This window comes from Methylobacterium sp. Leaf93 (genome assembly GCF_001422345.1).
GTDB classification, from domain to species: domain Bacteria; phylum Pseudomonadota; class Alphaproteobacteria; order Rhizobiales; family Beijerinckiaceae; genus Methylobacterium; species Methylobacterium bullatum.
Genome location: NZ_LMMS01000023.1, coordinates 240,956 through 264,393 on the forward strand (window position 1 = coordinate 240,956; position 23,438 = coordinate 264,393).

Annotated in this window: 24 protein-coding genes; 12 read left to right on the plus strand and 12 right to left on the minus strand. The window is 68.7% G+C overall.

The window, feature by feature from the left end; all coding sequences use genetic code 11:
* Positions 1-189: 189 nt before the first annotated feature.
* Positions 190-1,695: an exopolysaccharide biosynthesis polyprenyl glycosylphosphotransferase gene (locus tag ASF26_RS12885; RefSeq protein ID WP_056254434.1), complete on the plus strand. Its 1,506-nt coding sequence runs from the start codon at positions 190-192 to the stop codon at positions 1,693-1,695.
* Positions 1,696-1,714: 19 nt separating this feature from the next.
* Here ASF26_RS12885 and ASF26_RS12890 read toward each other — a convergent pair whose 3' ends face one another.
* Entirely contained in the window at positions 1,715-2,209 is a 495-nt protein-coding gene (locus ASF26_RS12890) for a Fur family transcriptional regulator (protein ID WP_156462983.1), read from the minus strand.
* A gap of 133 nt (positions 2,210-2,342) precedes the next feature.
* Between ASF26_RS12890 and ASF26_RS23675 the strand changes: the two genes are divergently transcribed.
* The 3 genes from ASF26_RS23675 to ASF26_RS12900 are packed head-to-tail and all read left to right on the plus strand — an operon-like array spanning position 2,343 to position 4,218.
* Positions 2,343-2,474, plus strand: a complete 132-nt coding sequence (locus tag ASF26_RS23675; RefSeq protein ID WP_280136354.1) for a hypothetical protein — start codon at positions 2,343-2,345, stop codon at positions 2,472-2,474.
* 2 nt (positions 2,475-2,476) lie between these two features.
* Positions 2,477-3,355 (plus strand): ABC transporter ATP-binding protein, encoded by an 879-nt coding sequence (locus tag ASF26_RS12895; protein WP_056254437.1) that lies wholly within the window; start codon positions 2,477-2,479, stop codon positions 3,353-3,355.
* Positions 3,356-3,393: 38 nt separating this feature from the next.
* Positions 3,394-4,218 (plus strand): metal ABC transporter permease, encoded by an 825-nt coding sequence (locus tag ASF26_RS12900; protein ID WP_200925933.1) that lies wholly within the window; start codon positions 3,394-3,396, stop codon positions 4,216-4,218.
* A 2-nt stretch (positions 4,219-4,220) separates the two neighbouring features.
* Here ASF26_RS12900 and ASF26_RS12905 read toward each other — a convergent pair whose 3' ends face one another.
* Entirely contained in the window at positions 4,221-4,823 is a 603-nt protein-coding gene (locus ASF26_RS12905; RefSeq protein WP_280136355.1) for an exopolysaccharide biosynthesis protein, read from the minus strand.
* Positions 4,824-5,217: 394 nt separating this feature from the next.
* Here ASF26_RS12905 and bcsS point away from each other — a divergent pair, with 394 nt between their 5' ends.
* On the plus strand, positions 5,218-5,913 hold the full coding sequence (gene bcsS / locus ASF26_RS12910) for a cellulose biosynthesis protein BcsS (RefSeq protein ID WP_244475919.1): 696 nt from the start codon (positions 5,218-5,220) through the stop codon (positions 5,911-5,913).
* Positions 5,914-5,916: 3 nt separating this feature from the next.
* On the opposite strand, the gene ASF26_RS12915 is transcribed toward bcsS, so the two are convergent.
* Positions 5,917-7,467 (minus strand): cryptochrome/photolyase family protein, encoded by a 1,551-nt coding sequence (locus ASF26_RS12915; RefSeq protein WP_200925928.1) that lies wholly within the window; start codon positions 7,465-7,467, stop codon positions 5,917-5,919.
* On the minus strand, positions 7,464-8,198 hold the full coding sequence (locus ASF26_RS12920; RefSeq protein WP_056254911.1) for an SDR family oxidoreductase: 735 nt from the start codon (positions 8,196-8,198) through the stop codon (positions 7,464-7,466). The genes ASF26_RS12915 and ASF26_RS12920 overlap by 4 nt, the downstream gene beginning before the upstream one ends.
* A 113-nt stretch (positions 8,199-8,311) precedes the next feature.
* Here ASF26_RS12920 and ASF26_RS12925 point away from each other — a divergent pair, with 113 nt between their 5' ends.
* Together ASF26_RS12925 and ASF26_RS22090 are read left to right on the plus strand one after the other, a co-directional pair.
* The gene (locus ASF26_RS12925; RefSeq protein WP_056140061.1) at positions 8,312-9,178 is read left to right on the plus strand and encodes a formyltransferase family protein; all 867 of its coding nucleotides are present in this window, start codon (positions 8,312-8,314) and stop codon (positions 9,176-9,178) included.
* 12 nt (positions 9,179-9,190) lie between these two features.
* Positions 9,191-9,352, plus strand: a complete 162-nt coding sequence (locus ASF26_RS22090; RefSeq protein WP_187273466.1) for a DUF2256 domain-containing protein — start codon at positions 9,191-9,193, stop codon at positions 9,350-9,352.
* Between the two features lie 16 nt (positions 9,353-9,368).
* On the opposite strand, the gene ASF26_RS12930 is transcribed toward ASF26_RS22090, so the two are convergent.
* From ASF26_RS12930 to ASF26_RS12945, 4 genes are read right to left on the minus strand one after another with little or no spacing between them, the layout of a single operon-like run.
* A complete protein-coding gene (locus ASF26_RS12930; RefSeq protein ID WP_056254447.1) occupies positions 9,369-9,962 on the minus strand; it encodes a nucleotidyltransferase family protein in 594 nt (197 codons plus the stop codon).
* Positions 9,955-10,995, minus strand: coding sequence for a molybdopterin-binding protein (locus ASF26_RS12935; protein ID WP_056254450.1), 1,041 nt, complete (start codon positions 10,993-10,995; stop codon positions 9,955-9,957). Before ASF26_RS12935 ends, ASF26_RS12930 begins: the two co-directional genes overlap by 8 nt.
* Entirely contained in the window at positions 10,992-11,708 is a 717-nt protein-coding gene (locus ASF26_RS12940; RefSeq protein WP_056254453.1) for an XdhC family protein, read from the minus strand. The genes ASF26_RS12935 and ASF26_RS12940 overlap by 4 nt, the downstream gene beginning before the upstream one ends.
* Before the next feature lie 10 nt (positions 11,709-11,718).
* On the minus strand, positions 11,719-12,042 hold the full coding sequence (locus ASF26_RS12945; protein WP_018045293.1) for an XdhC family protein: 324 nt from the start codon (positions 12,040-12,042) through the stop codon (positions 11,719-11,721).
* A 265-nt stretch (positions 12,043-12,307) separates the two neighbouring features.
* Between ASF26_RS12945 and ASF26_RS12950 the strand changes: the two genes are divergently transcribed.
* Both ASF26_RS12950 and infA read left to right on the plus strand, forming a co-directional pair.
* Positions 12,308-13,453 (plus strand): branched-chain amino acid ABC transporter substrate-binding protein, encoded by a 1,146-nt coding sequence (locus ASF26_RS12950; protein ID WP_056254456.1) that lies wholly within the window; start codon positions 12,308-12,310, stop codon positions 13,451-13,453.
* Positions 13,454-13,888: 435 nt separating this feature from the next.
* Positions 13,889-14,161 carry a translation initiation factor IF-1 gene (gene infA, locus ASF26_RS12955; protein ID WP_018045296.1) on the plus strand — a complete coding sequence of 91 codons (273 nt, stop codon included), beginning with the start codon at positions 13,889-13,891 and terminating at the stop codon, positions 14,159-14,161.
* 32 nt (positions 14,162-14,193) lie between these two features.
* Here the strand turns inward: infA and ASF26_RS12960 are convergent, their stop codons facing one another.
* From ASF26_RS12960 to recO, 3 genes are all read right to left on the minus strand, one after another.
* Positions 14,194-14,430, minus strand: a complete 237-nt coding sequence (locus ASF26_RS12960) for a hypothetical protein (protein ID WP_056254458.1) — start codon at positions 14,428-14,430, stop codon at positions 14,194-14,196.
* Positions 14,431-14,514: 84 nt separating this feature from the next.
* On the minus strand, positions 14,515-16,767 hold the full coding sequence (gene parC / locus ASF26_RS12965; protein WP_056254463.1) for a DNA topoisomerase IV subunit A: 2,253 nt from the start codon (positions 16,765-16,767) through the stop codon (positions 14,515-14,517).
* A 53-nt stretch (positions 16,768-16,820) separates the two neighbouring features.
* A complete protein-coding gene (recO, locus tag ASF26_RS12970; protein ID WP_018045299.1) occupies positions 16,821-17,561 on the minus strand; it encodes a DNA repair protein RecO in 741 nt (246 codons plus the stop codon).
* Positions 17,562-17,703: 142 nt separating this feature from the next.
* On the opposite strand from recO, the gene ASF26_RS12975 reads away from it, so the two are divergent.
* The 3 genes from ASF26_RS12975 to putA all read left to right on the plus strand — a co-directional run bounded on the left by ASF26_RS12975 (position 17,704) and on the right by putA (position 22,836).
* Complete coding sequence (locus tag ASF26_RS12975) at positions 17,704-18,141, plus strand: hypothetical protein (RefSeq protein ID WP_056254466.1); 438 nt, start codon at positions 17,704-17,706, stop codon at positions 18,139-18,141.
* Between the two features lie 58 nt (positions 18,142-18,199).
* Positions 18,200-18,916, plus strand: a complete 717-nt coding sequence (locus ASF26_RS12980; RefSeq protein WP_056254469.1) for a gamma-glutamylcyclotransferase — start codon at positions 18,200-18,202, stop codon at positions 18,914-18,916.
* Positions 18,917-19,083: 167 nt separating this feature from the next.
* Positions 19,084-22,836: a bifunctional proline dehydrogenase/L-glutamate gamma-semialdehyde dehydrogenase PutA gene (gene putA, locus ASF26_RS12985; protein WP_244475920.1), complete on the plus strand. Its 3,753-nt coding sequence runs from the start codon at positions 19,084-19,086 to the stop codon at positions 22,834-22,836.
* Positions 22,837-22,995: 159 nt separating this feature from the next.
* Here putA and ASF26_RS12990 read toward each other — a convergent pair whose 3' ends face one another.
* Positions 22,996-23,430, minus strand: coding sequence for an MEKHLA domain-containing protein (locus tag ASF26_RS12990; protein ID WP_056254474.1), 435 nt, complete (start codon positions 23,428-23,430; stop codon positions 22,996-22,998).
* Positions 23,431-23,438 lie beyond the last annotated feature (8 nt).

The following is a 23,438-nucleotide window of genomic DNA, read 5'->3' on the forward strand; positions in this document are numbered from 1 at the left end:
GCAGACCACGGAACGGACCTAGGCCTTTCGCCATAACGGCCAGCCAAGCTTTCCGACAGCATGGAGGAGAGATTTTGGCGGCGTTGGCGGGTCCGAGGCTTGCGCCCCGGACAGACATGACGATGGCCGGATGGGATAACGTCCCATTATGGCACAAACCAAATCTCATCCCGATACACAGCGGCCCAGATGTTCCAGCAACGTCTTCCCGAAATCTACCAGACCCTGCCTTCCGCGCGCGACACGCGACGCGACGCGTGGGCGGCCGTCCTTCCGCGGCGGTGGCGCGGAGCGATCCGCTTCGGGCTGTCCACGGCTCTGGCCGTTTCCGACCTCGTCGCGATCCTCGTCACCGCCTACTTCGTGGAGGCGATCTATTACGAGTTCGCCTTCGACCAGCAGATCGCCACGGGCATGACCGGGAGCTTTCAGCTGGCGGGCCTCGTGGCCGTCTTCGTGCTCCTGACCAACCTCGTGCGGGAAGAGTACAGCATCGAGACGCAGTTGACCCGGGGCCTTCACCGCCGCCGGATGGCGAGTCTCTGGCTCGCCGCTTGGGGAATCGTGCTCGTCGTCGGCTTCGCCACCAAGACCACGACCGACTTCTCGCGCGCGGTGGCGATCGGCTTCTTCCTCACGGGCTTGCCGGCGCTTTACCTGTCTCGTCTCGTCATCGTGGGCCTCGTCCGGCAGACGATGACCTCCGGCTCACCCTCGATCAGTCGCATTCACCTCGTCGGCTTCGAGGAGGACATTGCCAGCTTCCACGCCAACAACGACGCGCAGGCACTGAATCTCCGGGTCATCGGCACCAGCTATCTGCGTCGCGTTGACCCGCGGGAGGATGTGTCGGTGCGGCAGGCACAGATGTCGGAAGACCTCGACCTCGCGGTGTCGGTGGTGCGGTTCCTGCGGCCGGACGACGTCTTCATCCTGGTCCCCTGGACGGATGCGGCGGATATCGAGCGCTGCGTCGATGCGTTCCTGCGCGTCCCAGCCGCCCTCCATCTCCGTCCAGGCTCGGTCATGGACCGATTTCCCGATCTCAAGCTCGCGCGGGTGGGACGGCTGTCGGGCATCAATATCGGCCGCCGGCCGCTCACCTTCGGCGAGATCGCCCTGAAGCGCGGCCTCGATGTCGTCCTGTCCGCCATCGCGCTGGTGCTGCTCGCGCCGCTCCTGGCGTCCATCGCCCTGCTGATCAAGCTCGACAGCCCTGGGCCAGTGTTTTTCCGCCAGCGCCGCTACGGCTTCAACCAGCAGGCCTTCGGCGTGTTCAAGTTCCGCAGCATGAAGACCGAGCAGAACGCCGTCTTCCGACAGGCGACCCGCAACGATTCACGGATCACCCGGATCGGCGCAATCCTGCGCCGGACTAATCTCGACGAGCTGCCCCAGCTCATCAATGTCCTGATGGGGGAGATGTCCCTGGTGGGTCCGCGTCCTCACGCCCTCGCCCACGATCGCAGCTTCGAGCGGCGGATCGCCCAATATGCCCGTCGCCACAACGTAATGCCCGGCATCACCGGCTGGGCACAGGTGAACGGTCTGCGCGGCGAGACCCTGACCGATCTCGACATGGAGCGGCGTGTGAACCACGACCTGCATTACATCGACAATTGGTCGGTCTGGCTCGACATCCAGATCATGATCCAGACCATCGCCTCACGGCGGGCCTATCGCAACGCGCGCTGAACCTCGCGCACCGTGTCGCTCAGGGGTTCGGTTCGTGTCCGAGGCAGGCGCCGCATTCGCCCTCCACTTCGAGGATCCGGCTCGACGGCTTGAACCCGGCTTTCGCCAAGGTCCTGTCGAGCTGGTCGTCCACCTCCGGCGAGGTCGTCTCGTCGATGCTGCCGCATGTCCGGCAGATCAGGAAGACGAGCCCGACCCCATCGCCATGCTGGTGGCCACAGGAGACGAAGGCGTTGCGGCTTGCGATGCGGTGGACGAGGCCGTTTTCCGTGAGAAAGTCGAGGGCGCGGTACACCGAGACCGCGGCGACCCGGCGACCTTGACCGCTCAGCCGCTCCGCGATGTCGTAGGCGCCGAGCGGCTTCGCCTCGGACGCCACCGCCTCGAGGACGTCCCGCCGCAGCCGCGTGAACTGCAGGTCGCGCTCGGCGCAGAGACGCTCCGCTCGCGCTAGCGCATCCGTGGCATTGCCACAGCAGGCGCCGTGGTCGTGGACGGCACTATGATCGTGCACGCCATCCTCCCCTGATCGCCGGTCGATGTGGTCCGGCACGTTGAACTGATGCGATGTTACAGTGTATCAGTACCAGAGATAGTTCGCCGCTCCCGTTCGGACAATTCCGCCCCTGCCTGGTACCCGAACCGCTGTGACGCGTCCTCCCCAGATCAAACCGTCCCCCCGTCGCTCCCTGTTCCAGGCTGGCGCCGCCTCACGACTGATCGTCGCCGCGATCCTGTCCGGGCTGGTCTGGGGGGCGATCCTCTGGGCCATGGGATAACGATGACACACGCTCTCGTGGGGGACGCCCCCGTTCAGCCCGGCGCCATCGCCTTGCGCGGATTGACGCTTGGCTACGACCGCCATCCCGCCGTGCACCATCTCGACGGTACCATCCCCGCCGGAGCCCTGATGGCCCTGGTCGGCCCCAACGGCGCCGGCAAATCGACTCTGCTCAAGGGGATCATCGGCGAGATCCGCTGCCTCGACGGCCGGATCGACCTGCCTGGCGGAACCGACGCCATCGCCTACCTGCCCCAGGCCGGCGAGATCGACCGCAGCTTTCCCCTGAGCGTCCTCGACCTCGTGGCGATGGGACGCTGGCGCCGCCTCGGCTTCTGGCGCAGCGCGCTCCCCGACCGCCGGACGCTGGTCAGCGCCCTCTCGGCTGTGGGCCTCCTCGGTTTCGAGGACCGGCTGATCGGAACCCTGTCGGGTGGCCAGTTCCAACGCGCCCTGTTCGCGCGTCTCATCGTGCAGGACGCCCGCATCATTCTCCTCGACGAGCCGTTCACCGGGATCGACGGACGCACCACCGCCGACCTGATCGCCCTGATACGCGGATGGCACGGGGAGGGCCGCACCATCGTCGCCGCGCTTCACGACCTGAACCAGGTCAAGGCACATTTTCTGACGACATTGCTTCTGGCGCGCGAGCCGGTGGCCTGGGGCGCCACGGAGACGGTGCTGACCCGGGAGAATCTCGCGCGCGCCCAGGCCTTGTCCGAAGCCTGGGACGAGGATGCCGCCATCTGCGGGCGGGGCGAGGGCCATCATCATGCACCGCCCCCTGCCGATGGCAGGAACCTGCATCACCACGATCACGACCATCCCCATGGTCACGCGCACGATCATCGTCACGACCACGGACACGCCGCGTGATCGATCTCCTGTTCGGACCCTTCATCGAGTTCGGCTTCATGCGCCGGGCGCTGGCCGGCTGCTTCGCCCTCTCGCTCTCGGCCCCGCCGGTGGGGGTCTTCCTCATGCTGCGCCGCATGAGCCTGATGAGCGATGCCATGAGCCATGCGATCCTACCGGGCGCCGCAGTCGGTTTCCTCGTCGCTGGCCTATCGCTGCCGGCGATGACCATCGGCGGGCTCGCCGCCGGCCTGTTCGTGGCGCTGCTCGCCGGCATCGTCACCCGCACGACCTCGATCAAGGAGGATGCGAGTCTCGCCGCCTTCTATCTGATCTCCCTCGCCGCTGGCGTGCTGCTCGTCTCCCTGCGCGGCTCGCAGATCGATCTCCTGCACATCCTGTTCGGCACGGTTCTGGCCCTCGACGATCCGGCGCTCATGCTCCTCGGCGGGATCGCCACGGTGACGCTGTTCGCCCTCGCCGCACTCTACCGCCCCCTGGTCATGGAATGTGTCGACCCGCTGTTCCTGCGCACGGTCAGCCGTGCCGGCGGGCCGGTGCATTACACCTTCCTCGGCCTTGTGGTAATGAACCTCGTGGGAGGCTTCCAGGCCCTCGGGACACTGCTCGCGGTGGGGCTGATGCTGCTGCCGGCGATCACCGCGCGGTTCTGGGCGGCCGACCTGTCGGGCCTGATCCCCATGGCGATGGTGGTGGCGATGGTGTCGAGCTTTGCCGGACTCACCGCCTCGTATCGCGCCGACCTGCCCACGGGGCCTGCGATCGTGCTGGCGGCGGGAAGCCTCTATCTCATCTCGCTCCTGTTCGGACCGAGGGGCGGCCTCGTCTGGCGCCTGTTCAGACCGCGCCACCTCGAAGGCTGAAACTACACGTTGAACAGGCTCATGAGGCCCGAGACGATGGCGTAGACGAAGCCGGCGTTCAGAAGCACGCCGACGGCACCGACGCCGAGCCCCATGACAACGAGCAGCCCATCCCGCTCGACGAGGCCGAGGCCGACGAGGCAGATCGCCAGACCGAGGGGGATCTGCCCGACGAGGGGCGCCGCTACCACGAGGGCGAGCGACAGGGTGAGAAGGATGAGCCCCACCGTCCGCATGCCGAGGCCGGTCTCGAACAGGCTCATGCGCGGACGCGACCAGCGTTCCAGGCGCCGCAGCAGCGGTACCGCGCGCTTGGCGGCACGCTCCACGTCGCTTCGGGCGATCGAGCGGCTCAAGAGGACGCGGGGCAGCCACGGCGACGACATCCCCGCCGTGATCTGAACCGCCACGAGCAACAGCAGCAGGCCGCAGACCAGGGGGATCGGCGGCGGCATCGGCAGGCAATTCGGCAGGCCGAGGATGACGATGAGCAGGGCGAAGGCACGGTCCTTCAGCACCGCGACGATGTCGCCGATGGTCAAGCGATCCGTCTCCTGTGCCGCGAGCACCGTGAGAACTTCGGACGTTCGAGCAGCTGGTGACAAGAAACTCGGCCTTTGGCGACGGTCCTGCCGCGGGCTCTATCCTAGTCCCCGCCCGACGCCAACCGAATCAGCTTTCGCCTCCATGCGGCATGGCGGGTCCTCCCTTGCCAACACGGTCCGAACACACCGGCAGATCGAACACGGACGCCACACAACCTCAGATAAGATAGATACATCCTGAAATTTTATCAAATAGAACAAAAGCAAAACAGCGCCTACTCAGGAATCGGCTTGGGCGGTCTACGCGTACCACCCACAGTCAACTATTCACTAGTCACTACAACTTATCTTAGGGTGCCGTACACCTGCCCTACGGTGAGACGGAGCGAGAAGGGACGTGGGACGACCGGCCAGATCGACGAAACGGTCACTGCCTTCGGCTCGGCCGATACTCATGTGCTGTGCCACACTCTACTGTGGCCTCGTCTCGAACCCGGCTCAATCGGAAGGGGATTCGATTTCGGCATTGATCTTCGGCAGCCTCGATGCCGGAGCATCTTCCTTCATCACGGCGGGCACGAAGATTACGTTCGACGGGCGCGATCGGGACGGTTTCGCCATCCTCGCAAGCGGGGGAGCGGGAGCGAGGGTCGAGCGTGGTCCGTCGATACGGGGCATCGCCACGAGTCAGACCCGCCTGACGGCGCTCGGAGCGGTGCTCGCCGGATACCAATGGTTCCACGATTGGGGCGTCGTCGCCGCTTTCGCAGGGCCTGAGGGAAGCATCGAGGTGGAGCGGAGTATCCTCGGCACAACGGTGCTGCCCGACCGCTACGGCATCAGGCTGCACGGGGAAGTCTGGGCGCGGCCGACAGAGCAATCCCTCCTCACCGCCACCGCGATCCTCGGCTCGACGCGCCAGAGCGCCTGGTGCCGCCTTGCCTGGGGTTACGACGTGCTCGGTGCCTATCTCGGCCCGGAGGCCGCCCTCTACGTGGATGGGACCGGCTATTCCAAGCTCGGGATCGGTGTCCACGCCACGGACTTTCGCATCGGTGACGTGAGCTTTCGAGCGTCTCTGGGCTTCCAGACCGAATCGGAGGGCGGTGGAAGTCCCTACGTCACCCTCGGTGTCTGGCAGCCGTGGTGACGTTCAGGGCGGGGCGGGACGCATCTCCGGGCCGTCCAGGAAGCAGGCCGCGTCAGTCCTGATCTCCTCCCGTCGCTGCTCGCCCAATCCGTCGAGGGTACGGTAGGGCATGGCCATCCTCGGGTTCCCCGCCAGACGATCCGCATTCTCGATGAGGAAGTTCCAGTAAAGGTAGTTGAACGGGCAGGCACTCTCGCCGGACTTGGCAGCGACGTCGTAGGTGCAGCCCCGGCAATAATCCGACATGCGGTTGATGTATGCGCCCGAGGCCGCATACGGTTTCGAGCCCATGACGCCGCCATCCGCCCACAGGACCATGCCGTGGACGTTGGGCAACTCCACCCATTCGTAGGCGTCGGCGTAGACGACGAGATACCATTCCTCCACCTGCGCCGGTTCGAGCCCGGCCAGCAGGGCGAAATTGCCCGTCACCATCAGCCGCTGGATGTGATGGGCATAGGCATGGGCCCGCGTATTGGCGACGCCTTGCGCGAGGCAGTTCATGCGCGTCTCGCCCGACCAGTAGAACCACGGCAGGTCGCGCTTGGCGGCGAGAGCGTTGGTCTCGGCATAGGCCGGCATCCTGGCCCAGTAGAGTCCCCGGACGTATTCGCGCCATCCGAGGATCTGGCGGATGAAGCCCTCGACGCAGTTGAGCGGCGCCGCCCCTTCGTCATAGGCGCGGGCAGCCGCCCGGCAGACCTCCTCCGCCGTGAGCAGGCCCGCATTGAGCGCCGGTGAGAGAAGAGCATGGTAGAGGAAGGGGGCGCCCGTCTTCATCGCATCCTGGTAATCGCCGAAATGCGGCAGGCACTCGTCCAGGAAATGCTTCAGGGCGGTGAGGGCGTCGGCGCGGGTCACCGGCCAGCGGAATGCGTCGAGATCGCCGAAATGGTCGGAGAAGCGGTCCGATACCAGGGCGATGACCTCGGACGTGATCGCATCGGGCACGAAGCCGGGGCGTTCCGGGGAGCGGTGCCCGCGCGGCAGCTTCTTGCGGTTGTCGTGATCGAAGTTCCACTGGCCGCCCACCGGCTCGCCGTCCTTCATCAGCAGGCCGGTGCGCTTCCTCATGCCGCGGTAGAACGTCTCCATTCGCAAGGTGTGCCGCCCCTCCGCCCAGCGCGCGAAATCCGCGCGCGGGCAGAGGAAGCGGTTGTCGTCGCGTATTTCCACGGGCACCGGCAGGTCATCGCGCCACCCCTGCATCATCTCCCAGACGCGCCATTCGCCGGGCTCGGTGACGACAACTTTGCCGGGCTCATGCCGTTTGACCGCTCGCCGGAGTTCGCCGGTGAACGAGCCGGTATTGCCCGGCGCATCGAGACGCACGTAGTCGACGGTGACGCCTTCGGCCTCCAGATCGGCCGCGAAATGGCGCATGGCCGCGAACAGGAAAGCGATCTTCTGCTTGTGGTGGCGGACATAGGTTGCCTCCTCCCGCACCTCGACCATGAGCACGACGTCGGATTGCGGGTCGAGATCGGTGAGGGAGGAGACGCGTCGGTGAAGTTGGTCGCCGAGGACGAAACGGAGGGTGCGCAGCGACGTCACCCCTTCGTCCGCAGCGTGGAGCGGCCGCCATCCGCGCCGATGACCTGCCCGCTGATCCAGCCGGCTTCCGCCGAGACGAGGAAGGCGGCCAGCGCGCCGATATCCTCGGGTGTGCCGAGGCGCTGGAGTGCGTGCATGGACGCGATTCCCGACGCCAGCGTCTCGTTGCCGGTGATGGCAGCGGCGAGCGGCGTGCGCGTCAGCGAGGGCGCGACCACGTTGATCCGGATATGAGGGCTGAGTTCGGCGGCGAGGGACAGTGCGAGTCCTTCCACGGCGCCCTTTGCCATGGCGACGGAGGCGTGGGCCGCAAATCCCTGCGCCACCGCCACGGTGGAGAACAGGACAACGCCCGCCCCCGCCTCGCCCGCCCCCGCCTTGAGCGCCGGCGCCGCGGCCTGGAGGGCCAGGAGAGCGCCAAGCGCGTTGAGCTTGAAATCCGTCACCGCGTCGTCGGCGGTCAGCTTCGCCAGCGGCTTCAGGTTGATGGTGCCGACCGCGTAGACGAGCCCGGCCAAGGTGTCGCCCGCCTCCTGCGTGACGATCGCGAAATGGGCGGGGTCCGTGACGTCGCCTACGGTGAAGGTGGTCTCACCGAGGTCGGCGGCGACTTCCTCGAGCCGCACGGCATCGCGCGCCGCGAGATGCAGCGGGATCCCGCGCTTGCGCAGGGCCCGCGCCGTGGCCATGCCGATACCTCCGGTTCCGCCGTAGATCACAACTCGATTCATGACCGCTCCCATTCCGTGCCGGATCGGTTAGGTAAGGCGGACGGCGCGACCGTGGAGCCCGCAGGGTACCATCCGTAGAGTCGCACGCCGCGCATCCGCTCCCGGGGTTCTTCATGAAGTTTGCCTTCGCCGGCATCGATTTCCTCGGCGGCGTGTTCGAAGCGCTGGTGGATGCTGGATGGACGCCGATCAAGCTGTTCACCCGGCCCTGCGATGGGCTCTACGACCACAACGAGGCGGTCGTGGCCCAGAGCCGCCGTCACCGCATCCCGATGCAACTCTCGCGGATCAAGCTCGCGGATCTCGATGCCCTGGCGCAGACCCACGGGACGGACTGGGCGCTTGTGGTGGCCGGTTATCCCTGGCTCATCCGGGGCTGGCGCAACCGGGCCGGCTACGCCCTGAACTTCCATCCCTCGCCCCTGCCGGTCGGGCGCGGCCCCTACCCCCTGTTCAAGGCGATCACCGACGCACGCGACAGCTGGGGCGTGACCGCGCACGTGCTGGCCGAGGAGGGGTTCGACACGGGTGACATCCTCGCGCAGGAGACGTTCGCCATGGCGCCGCAGGAGACCCACGAGACCCTGCTCGCCAAATGCCAGATCGCAGCCCGGCGGCTGGCCTCGGGACCGATCGCGCGCGACCTGCCGACTCGCTGGCGGGCGGCCCAGCCCCAGGGCGAAGGCTCCTACTGGCCCCGCGTGACGGATGCGGACAGGACCCTCGATTTCCGCACGGACGTGGAGGCGATTCTGCGGCGCATGCGGGCCTTCGGCACCATCGAGACCATCGTACAGTTGGGCGACAACCGTGTCTTCGTCGCGGCGGCGGAAGGCTGGCGCGAGCCGCACCGCCACTCGCCGGGAACGATCGTCCACCGCTACCGCCGCCACATCGTCGTCGCCGCCCGCGACGGCTTCATCCAGATCACCCGCTGGAGCCCGGTCGCCGTCGCGGATGCCGGGCAGCTCGGACGATAGGACAAGCCTCCCATGCCGCGCATGCGCAAGAAGGCGGATCTGCCCACCAAGGTCTGCGCCACCTGCGGCAAGCCCTTCGCTTGGCGCAAGAAATGGGAACGGGTGTGGGACGAGGTCCGCTACTGCTCCGACCGCTGCCGGAACGAGGCGAAGCGGCCGGGCAAGGCCTCCTGATCACAAGGCCTCCTGATCAGGCGCGGGCGGCAGCGATCAGGGCGGCCTGCGTATCGATATCGAGGGCGACGGCCGCATCCATCTCTAGTTCCACGACATCCGTCCGCGCCGCCAGGATCCGGCCGGCGCCCTGATCCCCGGTGAGCGACGCCAGATCCGACGCGAGGAGCGCGCGATTGAGGAGAACCGGGTTTCCGCGCGATCCGCGATGGACCGGGACGATGGCGGCCGGTGGCGGGTCGGCAGCCTGGAAGGCCTTAACCAGGGACGCGAGGTGGCTGGGCCGGATACGCGGCATGTCCCCGAGCATCACGATGATGCGGGCGGTCTCCGGCATGGCGTCGAGCCCGCATCTCAGAGAGGTGGACAGGCCCTCGGCATGGGCCGGGTTGTCGACGATCTGCAGGTCGAGGCCCGCCAGCGCCTGCCGGACTTCAGCGCCATGCGAGCCGAGAACCACCGCCACGGGACCGAGATTCGCAGCGACCGCGGTGTCGGCCGCGTGGCGGACGAGCGGCCGGCCATCGAGGAGTGCGAGCATCTTCGCGGCCGCACCGAAGCGCGTTCCCTGGCCGGCGGCGAGGAGGACGATGCCGACGGCGTCAGGCATCCTCCGACGTGCCTTCTTCCGACGTACTCTGCCGCCCCGATCTCGGCTGAGGCCGGGACACGATCTCCATGAGCAGCCCGCCGACACCGAGCCCGACGATGTCGGCGCGGCTCACCACGAGGCCGGCCAGGAGGCGGTGGAGAACCCAGTCGAACCCATTCTCGGCGGGCGAGCGCGCGCAGCCGGGAGCGCCGATCACCGGGATCTCGCCGCGACGGCCGACGAGGAGCAGGTTGCCAGGATCGACGGGCATGCCGAAATGCTCCACCTCCCCGCCCGCCGCCTCGAGGCCGGCGGGGATGACGTCGCGCCGGTCGGCGATGGCCGAGGCGCCGAACACCACGACGAGATCGCATTCGTCGCGGTCGATGGCCTCGCGGATGGCGGTCGCCACCGCGCCGGCCTCGTGGGAAACCCGACGGTCGGAGGCGATCCCCGCCCCGGTCGGCCCGAGCCGGCGTTCCAGGTTGCGGAGGGTCTTGGCGACGGTGGCCTCCTTGAGCCCCGGCAGCAGGGTGGAGACGACACCCACCCGGAAGCGGCGATAGGGCATGACCGTGAGGGGCGCCGGGGCCGCGATCCCACAGGCGCGGTCGAGGGCGGAGCCGGACACGGCATAGGGAATGATCTTCACCGTCGCCACCATCTCGCCCGGGCCCACCGGGCGGAACGGCGGCAGGGTCGCGAGCGTGATGGCCTCGTCCACCGCATTCACCGCGTCGACGACAGGACGGTCGATCATCAGAATACCCGCCACCTCCGCCTGAAGGTTGCAGCGCCCGGTGAAGGCGGGGCCGGTGGAGAGACCCGCGCCCGCCACCCGACCGGCGAGACGGGCGGCGGCCTCGTCCTCGCCGACATCGCCCGTCTCCAGGGTCACCGCCACCACGCTGTCGAGGCCGGCCTCGGCGAGACGACGCGCGTCGTCGCCCTGGATCGGCCGCCCCTTGCGGACGATCACGTCATCGGCCCGCAGGGTATGGGCGGCGATGAGCCCCGCGGCCCGCGTGATCGCGACCGAACCGAACTTCACGCGGGGACTCCACCTTTGACGGCACGCGGACCGCCGCCACGCAGGGCGGAGACGATCTGCGCCAGGATGGAGACGGCGATCTCGGCCGGGCTCACGGCGCCGATGTCGAGGCCTATCGGCGCCTCGATCCGCCCGATCTGCTCGGGCGAGAGCCCGGCCTGCGACAGGCGTTCGACCCGTGCGGCATGGGTCTTCCGCGAGCCGAGGGCGCCCACATAGAAACATTCGGCTTTCAGGGCCGCGATCAGCGCGGGATCGTCGATCTTCGGATCGTGGGTCAGGGCCGCGACGGCGCAATAGCGGTCGAGGGGCGGAACGGGGCCGGCCAGGGCCTCGTCGGGCCAGAGGGGCAGGAGGGGAACCTCCGGAAAGCGCTCGGGCGTGGCGAAGGCCGTCCGCGGGTCGATGACGCTCACGGACAGGTCGACCGCCGTCGCCATCGGGCAGAGCGCCTGGCTGATATGCACCGCCCCGATCAGGACGAGCCGCACGGCGGGCACCTGCACGGTGAGGAAGAACTGCCGCCCCTCCGCCTCGACGAGGCCGCTCTTTCCCGAGGCGAGGCGTCGCGCCAGGATGTCGGCCAGGGGATCGGCCGGGATCTCAGCCTCGCGGACCACGCGCTGGCTGCCGTCGTCGAGATCGGTGACGAGAAGGGCGGCGCGGCGCGCGGCACGCTCGACGTTGAGGGCATGGAGGGAATCGAGCTTCATGACGGCGCTTTTAGTCGATGCGTTCGACGAAGACGCGGATGCGCCCGCCGCAGGAGAGACCGACCCGCCAGGCGGTCTCGTCGGCGACGCCGAACTCGATCACCCGGGGTCGTCCGTCGGCGATGGCGTCCAGCGCTTCCGTGATGACGGCCCCCTCGACGCAGCCGCCCGAGACCGAACCGAGGAAGTTGCCGCCCTCATCGACGACGAGGTGGCTGCCCACCGGACGGGGCGCGGAGCCCCAGGTCTCGACCACGGTGGCGAGTGCCACGCCGCGCCCGCTACGGCGCCACGCCTCGGCCGCGTGGAGGATGTCTGTTTCGGTGGAGAGCATGGGACACTCCGTGCGCTGCGCGTACAGGGCATGACGGCACTCACGCAACGCCGCCTCAGGGAGATAGGCTCCGGCACCCTCGGCGCAATGCGCAGGCGAAGCCAGTGCCATCCCCGGTCCCCAAAGCGTGCCGACCGGCACACAGGCATCGCCCACTGGATCGTCCCGTGGAAGGACGGACCATCCTGATCGGGCAGCGCCAATTACGTCAGGCTGCGCTAAGGAGGCTGGATCGGTCGCGTGCCGACCATCCGGACCTCGCACCATGAGACGCATCTTACCCGCGGCCGCCGCACCGTTCCTCGCCGCGCTGGCCTTCGCCGCATCCGGCGCCGTCGCACAGAGCCCGGCCCAGGCACCGGTACGGATCGGCCTCTCGCTCCCTCTCACCGGGCCGGATGCTGCCTTCGGACAGGGGCTCCGGGCGGGAGCCGAACAGGCGGTGGCGGATCTCAACCGCGCAGCCGGCCCAAAGGGGCTCAAGCTCGCCCTCGTGGTGGCCGACGATGCCGGCGACGGCAAGCAGGGGCTCGCGATCGCGCGGAAGTTCATCGCCGATCGGGTCCCCCTCGTCGTCGGGCCCTTCAACGCCACCGTGGCGGCGTCGGTCCTGCCGATCTACGAGGACGCGGGAATCGCCGCTGTGACGCCCGGCATCGCCTGGCCTGCCTTGACCACGCGCGGGGCCTGGAACGTCTTTCGTATCGGCGGCAGTGACGCCGAGCAGGGGCCGATCGCGGCCACCTATCTCCTTGCACGTTTCCGCGGGCGGCGGATCGGCTTCGTTCACGACAAGAGCACGTTCGGGCGCGGATTGGTGGACGACGTCGCTCGCATCCTCAAGGCGAACGGGCAGGCCGAGACGGCTTTCGAGAGCCTCAACCGCGGCGACAGGGACCTGTCGTCCCTCGTCGCCCGCCTGAAACGCGCGCAGGTCGAGGTCGTCTATTTCGGCGGCCTCGCGCCCGAAGCGAGCCAGTTGATCCGCTCCCTACGCGAGGTGGGTCTCGCCATTCCCCTCGTCGGCAGCGACGGGCTGCTCGACAAGGACTTCGCCACGGGGGCCGGCCCGGGCGCCGAGGGGACGGTGATGACCCTCCTGCCGGAGCCGCGAAAGCTGCCCGAATCCAAGGGCGCGGCGGCCAGGCCGAGGACGCCCGAGGCCGACATGGTGGCGGCGCAGGGCTATGCGGCGGTGGAGATTCTCAGACAGGCCGTGGAGCAGGCGAAGTCGAGCGAGGGCCGCAAGGTCGCGGATGTCCTGCACGGCGGTGCGCCACTCAAGACCGCCATCGGCGAGATCGCGTTCGATGCCAACGGCCAGTCCAAGGCACCCGGCTACGTGCTGCAGGTCTGGAGGAAGACGCCGGACGGCCGCATCGATTACGCCGGCAACGCCGTGACGCCCTGAGGCGAGGGGCCAGCGTATCGCCGCCGGCCCGGGAAGGCCGTATTCACCACGGATGCGGCGCGATACCATGCGGCGCCGATCACGACCTATGGTCGTGATCGGCGCGTTCGGCGAACACCCGCCACCGCGCAGTCGCGCGGGCGGACGGCGATGAGGTCTCCTTGTCGTCGTCCGGCACGAGCCTGCCGAATCGGGCAGTTGAGCCCCCCGCGACACTGTCGAGGGACCAAGACAGCATGTGATTTTCTGTCGACGCGATAGCGTTCCAGGCGGTAAAAGCTTGCTTACGGGACGCGCGAACATTATGTCGTGCCGACGCTCGCCGGTGTTGCGCATCCGATGGGATCGGACCCGCCGCCCGCAGCGTTTTGCCGAACGGCTATGTTTTAGGTGTCCCGGAATGCCCCGTTCTGGCGTTCCGGCTGGAGAGTGTGGATGGCGAAAGAAGAGTTGATGCAGTTCGACGGTCTCGTGATCGAGATCCTGCCGGACGCACGCTACCGCGTGCAGCTCGACCAGGGCCACGAGATCGTGGCCTACACGGCCGGCAAGATGAAGAAGAACCGCATCAAGACTCTGGCCGGCGACCGTGTCACCGTCGAGATGTCCCCCTACGATCTCGAGAAGGGCCGCCTCGTGTTCCGTCACAAGGACGAGCGCTCCTCCGGTCCGCGCCCGCCGATCCGCGGCCAGTTTCGCCGCCGCTGAGCGAGAGCGCTGTCGGATATCTTGTCTGTCCGCTAGGGACCGAGGATCTTCACGAAGGCAGCGCCAGCGCCAAAGAACGCGGCTCCGGCAGCCATGCCGGACAACGCGATCTGCCAGGGCGCGAGCATGCGGTCGCGATCCAGCTTTAATGCTTCGGCCGTGAGTTTCTTCTGCTCGGCAACGAATTTCTCACTCTCTTCGCGCGCTCGCCGAATGCGGCCGAGCTGCTCTTCGAGATCGGGCGTCAGCGGGCTTACGGCGTCGGCCATCCGATTACTCCTTCATCACGCGACTACCCGATAAACATCGTCGCAGCACCAGCGCGGATCAAGCCGCGATGGTATGTTCAGCATCTACTTCCCGAACCGCTCGAATTTCGGGAAGCTCCGGGTCATCAGCGTGCCGGCCTCGGCCCGGTGGCCCATCCACTTCTCCAGCAGCGCCGCGTTGGCGAGCCGCTCCTGACCGGCGCTGTCGCGCCAGGGCAGGCCCTCGGCCAGGGTGAAGACGTGGGCGTCGGTGAGCGTGCTCTGGCGGCAGCGCTGCAGGCGCACGCCCTTGCCGCGCGACAGTTCCGGCATTTCCGAGAGTGGGAAGACCAGTAGCAACCGGTCTGCGCTGCAGACGGCGACATGATCGCCGCCGCCGGCAGGCACGAGCAGCATGGCCTGGGCCGGCTCGTCGAGCCCCATGATGCCCTTGCCCTTGCGGGTATTGGCCACCAGCGCGTCGGCGGGGGCGAGGAAGCCGCGCCCATCCGAGCCTGCGATCAGGAGCTTGCCGCCCGGCTGATACGGCAGCGCGGCGACGATCTCGGCGCCGTCGTCGAAATCCACCATCAACCGGATCGGATCACCGAAGCCGCGCCCGCCCGGAAGCTTCGCCGCTTCGAGGGTGAACACCTTGCCGTTGGAGGCGAGCACCAGGATCTTGGCCGTGGTCTCGCTGAGGAACGAGATCTTGAGGGCGTCGTCGCCCTTGAAGGCGACGCCCGACAGATCGGCGACATGCCCCTTGAGGGCGCGGATCCAGCCCTTGGCCGAGACGATGACGGTGATCGGCTCGCGCTCCACCATGGCGGAGGTGAAGTCGATCCCGGCGGTATCGGGCGGGTTCTCCAGGGTGGTGCGGCGGGCACCGAGCTTGGTCTCGGGCCCGAAGGCCTTCTTCACGGCGCGGATCTGCTTGGTGATGTCCGACCATTGCATCTTCTCGGAGCCGAGGAGCTCTTCGAGCCCGTCCTTCTCCTTGGTCAGCGTATCGAGTTCGCGCTTGAGCTCCATCTCCTCCAGCTTGCGCAGGGAGCGCAGGCGGGTGTCGAGGATGGCGTTGGCCTGGAGTTCGGTGAGTTCGAACCGCTTCATCAGGGACGGTTTCGGTTCGTCCTCCTCGCGGATGATGCGGATCACCTCGTCGAGATCGAGATAGACGATGAGGAGGCCGCCGAGGATTTCGAGGCGGCGCTCGATCTGCGCGAGGCGGTGGCGCGAGCGGCGCTGGAGCACGACGCGGCGATGGTCGAGCCATTCGCGCAGGGCCTCGGCCAGCCCGATCACGCGCGGGACGAGACCGCCCACCAGGACGTTCATGTTGAGGGGGATGCGGGCCTCGAGCTCGGTGAGCCGGAACACCGATTCCATCAGGATCACCGGATCGACGCTGCGCGAGCGCGGCTCCAAGACGACACGGACGTCCTCTGCCGATTCGTCGCGCACGTCGGCCAGCAGCGGCAGCTTCTTCTCCTGCAGCAGTTCGGCCAGCTTCTCGATGAGCCGGGCCTTGGGAATGCCGTAGGGAATCTCGGTGACGACGATGTTCCAGGTGCCGCGCCCCGTATCCTCCTTCGCCCAGCGCGCCCGCACGCGAAAACCGCCGCGCCCGGTGCGGTAGGCCTCAGCGATCGACTCGGCACTGTCGATGAGAATGCCGCCGGTGGGGAAATCCGGCCCCTTCACGAAGGTGAGGAGCTGGGCCGAGGTCGCATCGCGATGGCCGATGAGATAGAGCGCCGCGTCGCAGAGTTCGGCGGCGTTGTGGGGCGGGATCGAGGTGGCCATGCCCACCGCGATGCCCTGGGAGCCGTTGGCGAGCAGGTTCGGGAAGGCCGCCGGCAGGACGATGGGCTCGTCCTTCTCGCCATTGTAGGAGGGCCGGAAATCGACCGTGTCCTCGTCGATCCCGTCGAGCAGGAGGCGGGCGACCTCCGTCAGCCGCGCCTCGGTGTAGCGGTATGCGGCGGGGCCATCGCCGTCGATGTTGCCGAAATTGCCCTGGCCATCCACCAGCGGATAGCGCTGCGCGAAGTCCTGGCTGAGCCGCACCAGCGCATCGTAGATCGCCTGGTCGCCGTGAGGATGGAAATCGCCCATCACGTCGCCGACGATCTTCGCGCATTTCTTGAAGGCGGTGTTCGGGTCGAGTCGGAGCAGACGCATGCCGTAGAGGATGCGGCGATGGACGGGCTTGAGCCCGTCGCGGGCGTCCGGCAGCGCCCGGTTCATGATGGTGGAGAGCGCATAGGCGAGGTAGCGCTCTTCCAGCGCCGACTTCAGCTCGACGCTCTCGATGCCGTCGGATCCCGATGGCGGATCGAAGGGCTGGCCCATGACGAACTCCCGGGCCGGACATGGCCCAAATCAGAACATAACGCGAACGTGACTTAGGCGCTCTGCGTCCCCAACGCAACGAATCGCGCCCGCTCCGCCGGAGGCGCGATGGCGCGCGGCCCCCAGATGTGCTGGTCGAGGAAATACCCCGTCAAGGTAAACCCATTGGCTACATCCCGCTCGTCGGGCGGCATGAAGCCGGTGCGGCCGCCCTCCCGGTCGAGAAGGAAGCCCGGCAGCGCCAGCAGCCTGTCCCGGAAGGGCTCCCCGGCCGAGGCGCTGACCGCCCGCCCGGTCCTGGGCGAGACGTAGATCAGCGCGTCGTTGCCGCCCGTGGCGGCGCAGGCGCTGAGATCGAGGCCGAAGCCGAGTTCGGCCAGGATCGCGAGTTCGAACCGCACCATCAGGAGCGGCGCGATCACCCGGTCGTCGAGATGGGCGACGAGGATGCGGGCGGCCTCGTAGACGGCGGGATGGGGATCGCGCTCGGGCAGGAGGCGCAGGAGCGCGGCCATGTGAGTGACGCCGTAGAGGGCGAGGCCGGAGCCCATGAGCCGCGCGGCGGCGGATTCGAGGGGCTCCACCGCGAAGGCGCCCAGGCTCTCGTCGAGGCGCGCCCGCCAAGTCAGCCGGACGTGATTGCCGGTCTGGAGCACCGGCTGCATCCGCCGCGAGCGCCCGCCATGGACGAGGCCGAGATGGCGACCATGGTCCAGGGTCATCACTTCGAGGACGACGCCGGTCTCGCCTTGCCTGCGCAGTCCCAGCACCACGCCGTCGTCGGTCCATTGCATGGCCCCTCCTTAGAGCGCGGAGGGTGCATTGGAAACGGCTCGATCCTTCCACTTAAGCACGTGGATTGCATCGATACCGACATTCCCGCACCGCGTGTTCGACGCTATGCCTTGTGCTCCTCTCGTTCGAGACCCGACGACCATGCACGTCTTACCGCGCGCCCGCACGAACCGCGCAACCTCCCGCCGCGCTGCCGGCGCATGGCTAGGCCTCGTCGCCGTCGCGCTCACCGGATGCGGGCGGCCCGATCCGACGCCCGCGCCCGGCGCCTCCTTCACGATGCGCGAGCGGGTGGCCGCCCTGGCCCTGCGCCAGAGCGGCTTCGGTTCGATCTCGGTGATCCCGGTCCGGTTCGAGCACAGCCGCATCGCCGGACCGTTCCAGGATGACGGCCGCACCCTCTATTGCGTGTCTGCCCGGATGATGGGCCGCCGGTTCCTCAAGGGCGAGAAGGCCAAGGCCGTCATCCGCGAGGAGGCCGGCAAGCTCAGCATCCTCGAGGATGTCGAGGAGGTCTGCGAGGGCCACAAGACGGAGCCGTTCAAGGAGCTGGAGGCGCTGGGGAACGCGAAGGGCTGAGGACGTCAATCGTTCGAATGGGTTGCCCGGACAGGCCGGTGATGCTCCGATACGGGCCATGCCGCATCGCCCCCTCTCGCTCACCCTCGATCTCATCGCCCGCGCCCACCCGACTCCCGTCGCCGACGATGCGAGCGCCCTGCATCTCCTCACCGATCGCGATCTCGCGCCCGGCCTCGACCGGATGCTCCATGGAAGGCCGAGGCAGGGGGACGGGCTCTGGGTGTTCGGCTACGGCTCGCTGATCTGGCAGCCGGAATTCGCCGTGGTCGAGCGGCGCACCGGCACGGTGCGGGGCTATCACCGGCGCTTCTGCCTGTTGCAGCGGCGCTTTCGCGGAAGCCGCGACCGGCCGGGCCTCGTCCTCGCCCTCGACCGGGGCGGCATCTGCCGGGGAATCGCGTTCAGACTGGAGGGCATCGACCCGGCCGCGACCCTGATGCCGGTGTGGCGCCGCGAGATGCGCGGCGGCGGCTATGAGGGACGCTGGGTCACGGTGGAGACGGGCACAGGCCCGGTCACCGCCCTGACCTTCGTCGTCAACCGCGCCAGCGACCGCTACACCGGCCGCCTCACCGAGGAAGAGATCGCCGACCGGATCGCCACCGGCGCGGGGCATCTCGGCCCGAGCGCGGAATACCTCTTTCGCACGGCGCAGGCCTGCGCCGAGGCCGGCATTCTCGACGACCACCTCTGGCGGCTGCAGCGGCTCGTCGCCGAGCGCCTGGAAGCGGGCCACCGGCAGGAGCAGGAGCCCCGCCTCGCGGCGCGTTGACGGAACCGCCCCGCCGAGCATCGCTTTTGCCTGCAGGCGCGGGATAGTCCCGATTCCACCGGGTGCAACGGGGCCGATGCGGCGGCGACATCCGAAGCATCCGCCCCAGCGGGATCGCCGCCCGGAACCGGCGGCCGCACGGCGCAGCGGCGGGAGGGTCTCGACCCGTGAGCAAAGGCCCCTCCCTCCCCTCCGCAGCGCCGATCCCGCCTGGTCCAAGGGCGCCCTTCGCCGACCTCGCGGGGCCTTCGGCACCGAGTGGCGCGCTCCGGGCCGCCATCCGGTCCGCCCATCGTCTCCCCGAATCCGAGTGCCTCGCCCCCCTGATGGCCGCAGCGCGCCGGAACCCGGGCGAGAACGCGGCCGCGATGCATCTGGCGAGGCACCTCGTCGCCACCCTTCGCGCCAAGGGCTCGCGCGCCCCCGTCGAGCAACTGATGCGCGAGTTCAGCCTGTCGAGCGCGGAGGGGGTCGCCCTGATGTGTCTCGCCGAAGCGCTTCTGCGCATTCCGGATGCGGCGAGCCGGGACGCGTTGATCCGCGACAAGATCGGGCATGGCGATTGGTGGTCGCATCTCGGCCATGCCACCTCCCTCTTTGCCGGCGCGGCCACATGGGGGCTGGTCCTGACGGGACGGGTCGTGGGCGCGCCGGACGAGCCCGGCCTGACGGCGGCACTGACACGGGTGGTGCGGCGCGCGGGAGAACCCGCCATCCGAAAAGGCGTCGATCTCGCCATGCGCATGCTCGGCGGCCAGTTCGTCACCGGCCGCAGCATCGCCGAGGCGTTGCGCAACGGCCGGCGCAGGGAGGCCATGGGCTTTACCTATTCCTACGACATGCTCGGCGAGGCGGCGATGAATGCCGGGGATGCCGCCCGGTACGCCGAGGATTATGCCGGCGCCATCGCGGCGATCGGCGCGGCATCGGGTGGGCGCGGACCGCTCGCCGGGCCGGGCATATCCGTCAAGCTCTCGGCCCTGCATCCACGCTATGAGCGAGCTCAGCGCGGGCGGGTGATGGCCGAGTTGCTGCCGCGATTGGCGGGCCTCGCCCTCGCGGCGAGCCGTCAGGACATCGGCTTCAACATCGACGCCGAGGAGGCCGACCGCCTCGATCTCTCCCTCGACCTCCTCGAAGCCCTGGCGATGGACGAGCGCCTGGCCGGCTGGGACGGGCTCGGCTTCGTCGTCCAGGCCTACCAGAAGCGCGCGCTCCCGGTGGTGGATTGGGTCGTCGACCTCGCGCGGCGGAGCGGGCACCGCCTCATGGTGCGCCTGGTCAAGGGCGCGTATTGGGATTCGGAGATCAAGCGCGCCCAGGTCGACGGCCTCGACGGCTTCCCGGTCTTCACCCGGAAGGTGCATACGGACGTGTCGTATCTCGCCTGCGCGCGCAGGCTGCTGATGGCCGGTGACGCGGTGTTCCCGCAATTCGCCACCCACAACGCCCGCACGCTGGCCGACATCGTCGCCATGGCGGGGCCGGACTTCCGGCCGGGCGACTACGAGTTCCAGTGCCTGCACGGCATGGGCGAGACGCTCTACGAGGAGGTGGTCGGCGGATCGATCCTGAACCGTCCGTGCCGGATCTACGCCCCGGTGGGCACGCACGAGACCCTGCTCGCCTATCTCGTCCGGCGCTTGCTCGAGAACGGCGCGAATTCCTCCTTCGTCAACCGGATCGCCGACCCCGCCGTCTCAATGGACGACCTCGTCGCCGACCCGGTGGAGCGGGCGCGCCGGGTCTCGCCACCCGGCTCGGGGCATCCGGGAATCCCCCTGCCGCGCGACCTGTTCGCCGGGAGCCGGCCCAATTCGCGCGGCCTCGATCTCGCCGACGAGGACGTGCTCGCGTCCCTCGGCGAGGCCCTGCCACGCGGCGCGGCGACGCCCTTCCTCTGTCGACCCGTTCCGTCGGAGGGGACAGAAGGCGCGAGGCGGGCCGTGCTCAACCCGGCGGACAGAGACGATGTCGTCGGATACGTGGTGGAGGCGGATGACGGATGCGTCGATGCCGCCATCGCGCGGGCGGGCTCGGTGGCTGTTGGCTGGGCGGCGACGGCGCCGTCGCGGCGGGCCGAGATCCTGGCCGATGCGGCCGGCCTGATCGAGGCGCGGCGCGACGCGTTCCTCGGGCTGCTGGTGCGGGAGGCGGGCAAGTCCCTCGCCAACGCCGCGGCCGAGATCCGCGAAGCGGTGGATTTCCTCCACTATTACGGTGTGCAGGCGGCGGGCTTCAAAGCCGCGCCCCCTGTCCCCCTGGGCGTGGTCGCCTGTATCAGCCCGTGGAACTTCCCCCTCGCCATCTTCATCGGGCAGGTCGCGGCGGCCCTCGCGGCGGGCAACGCCGTCCTCGCCAAGCCCGCCGGCGAAACGCCCCTGGTGGCCGGGCTCGCGGTGGAGATCCTGATCGAGGCCGGGATTCCGGAGGGCGTGCTCGGCCTGCTGCCGGGAGAGGGGCGGGTCGGCGCCCGCCTCGTGGCCGATCCGCGCATCGACGGCGTCCTATTCACCGGATCGACCGACGTCGCCAAAGGGATACAGACCGAATTGGCCGGACGCCTCGGCCCTCTGGGGCGACCGATCCCGTTCGTCGCGGAAACCGGCGGCCAGAACGCCCTCGTGGTGGATTCCTCCGCCCTGCCGGAGCAGGTGGTGGCCGATGTGCTGGTGTCGGCCTTCGATTCGGCCGGCCAGCGCTGCTCGGCGCTCCGCGTGCTCTGCCTGCAGGACGAGATCGCCGAGCGCATCCTCACGATGCTGAAGGGGGCGATGGCCGAGCTCACCATCGGCAATCCCGACCAGCTCGCCACCGATATCGGGCCGGTCATCAGCGAGGCAGCGCAACAAAGGATCGAGGCGCATGTGGCGCGGATGCGGGAGCTCGGCCATGCCGTAGACCGGCTCCCGCTGCCCGCCTCCTGCGCGGCGGGCCATTTCGTCCCGCCGAGCCTGATCGCCATCGACAAGCTGGACGACCTCACCGGCGAGGTCTTCGGGCCGATCCTCCACATCCTGCGCTACCGGCGCGGCGGTCTCGACGGGCTCGCCGCCGCCATCGACGAGACCGGCTACGGCCTGACCTTCGGCGTGCACAGCCGGATCGACGCCACCGTCGCGCGCTTCCTGGACCGGGTCCGCGCCGGTAACCTCTACGTCAACCGCAACCTCATCGGGGCCGTGGTCGGCATGCAGCCCTTCGGCGGCGAGGGCCTGTCGGGGACCGGACCGAAGGCCGGCGGCCCGCTCTACCTCCGCCGCCTCCTGGCTTCGGCGCCCGTGGAGACCGACCTCGTCCGGCGCCCCGCCGCGATGCCCGAGGCGCTGGCGTCCCTGCGCGACGCCCTGTCGGCGGCGGGCAGGGAGAGGGAGGCGGCGCGCTGCGACGCCTATGCCGAACGGAGCCTCCTCGGGCTCGACATCGCCCTGCCCGGCCCGGTGGGCGAGAGCAACCGCTACAGTCTGCATCCGCGCGGCACGGTCCTGTGCCTGCCGGCCAGCGAGACCGGGCTGTTCGCACAGATCGCGACGTGCCTCGCCACCGGCAACACGATCCGCCTCGTCCCGCCCGCCGGCCTGCGACCCATGCTCGACCTGCTGCCCCGTGCGGTTCGGGGTACGATCGACATCGCCGATGGGCCGGACGCCATGGGCTGCGCGGCGATCCTGGTGGAGGGCGGAGCGGAGGCGACCCTCACGGCGACGCGGAGAGCCGCCGCGCTGCCCGGCCCCATCATCCCGGTCCTCGCCGTGTCGCCGGACGGATTGAAGAAGGGAGTCGAGGATTACTCCCTCGAATGGCTGCTCCGGGAGCGCAGCGTCAGCACCAACACCGCAGCGGCAGGCGGCAATGCCGCCCTGATGACACTCGGCGAGGATAGCAATGCGATCGCGATCCCACCCGCCGCCTCATCCTGAAGTGCCGACGCACAGCGAAGGCCTCAAAGGAGCCCTCCAGTTCGCACAGCGGGTTCTGGATCCCTCGTTCGAGGCCGCTACGCGGCGCCTCAGGATGAGGTCGTCGGGTGGAGGAGGAGGATCGTTACGCCCTTCCCGCGTCGACAGCGGCGACCCCGCTCAGACGGAAAAGGTCGCGGCCTGACCGTGGAACAGGCCGGCCTCGTCCACGAGCTGCCAGACGATGGCGTCTCGGATCGGGAAGCGGGTTCCGTCCTTGCGGATGCGGATGCCGGCATAGTTGTCGACGAACCCGTGGCGGGTGACCGCGTCGAGGAGGCGCTGCCGCTCGGCCCGCTCCGGGGCCTCGGCCGAGAAGCGGGAGGGCAGGCCGATGAGCTCGGCCTTCTCGTAGCCGAAGACGCGCAGGGCGGTCAGGTTCGCATAGATGAAACGCGGGTCGTCCCCTCCGTCATGGGCGAGGACCGCGAAGGGGGCGTCGGCATCGAGCCAGGCCGCGTCGCGCCCCGGCTCCGGCACCAGCGGCCGGCCGACGGCACGGTGGAAACTCCCGGTCAGGAGCGCGTAAAAACCGGGATCGTCGGAGATATCCACGTCAGGCA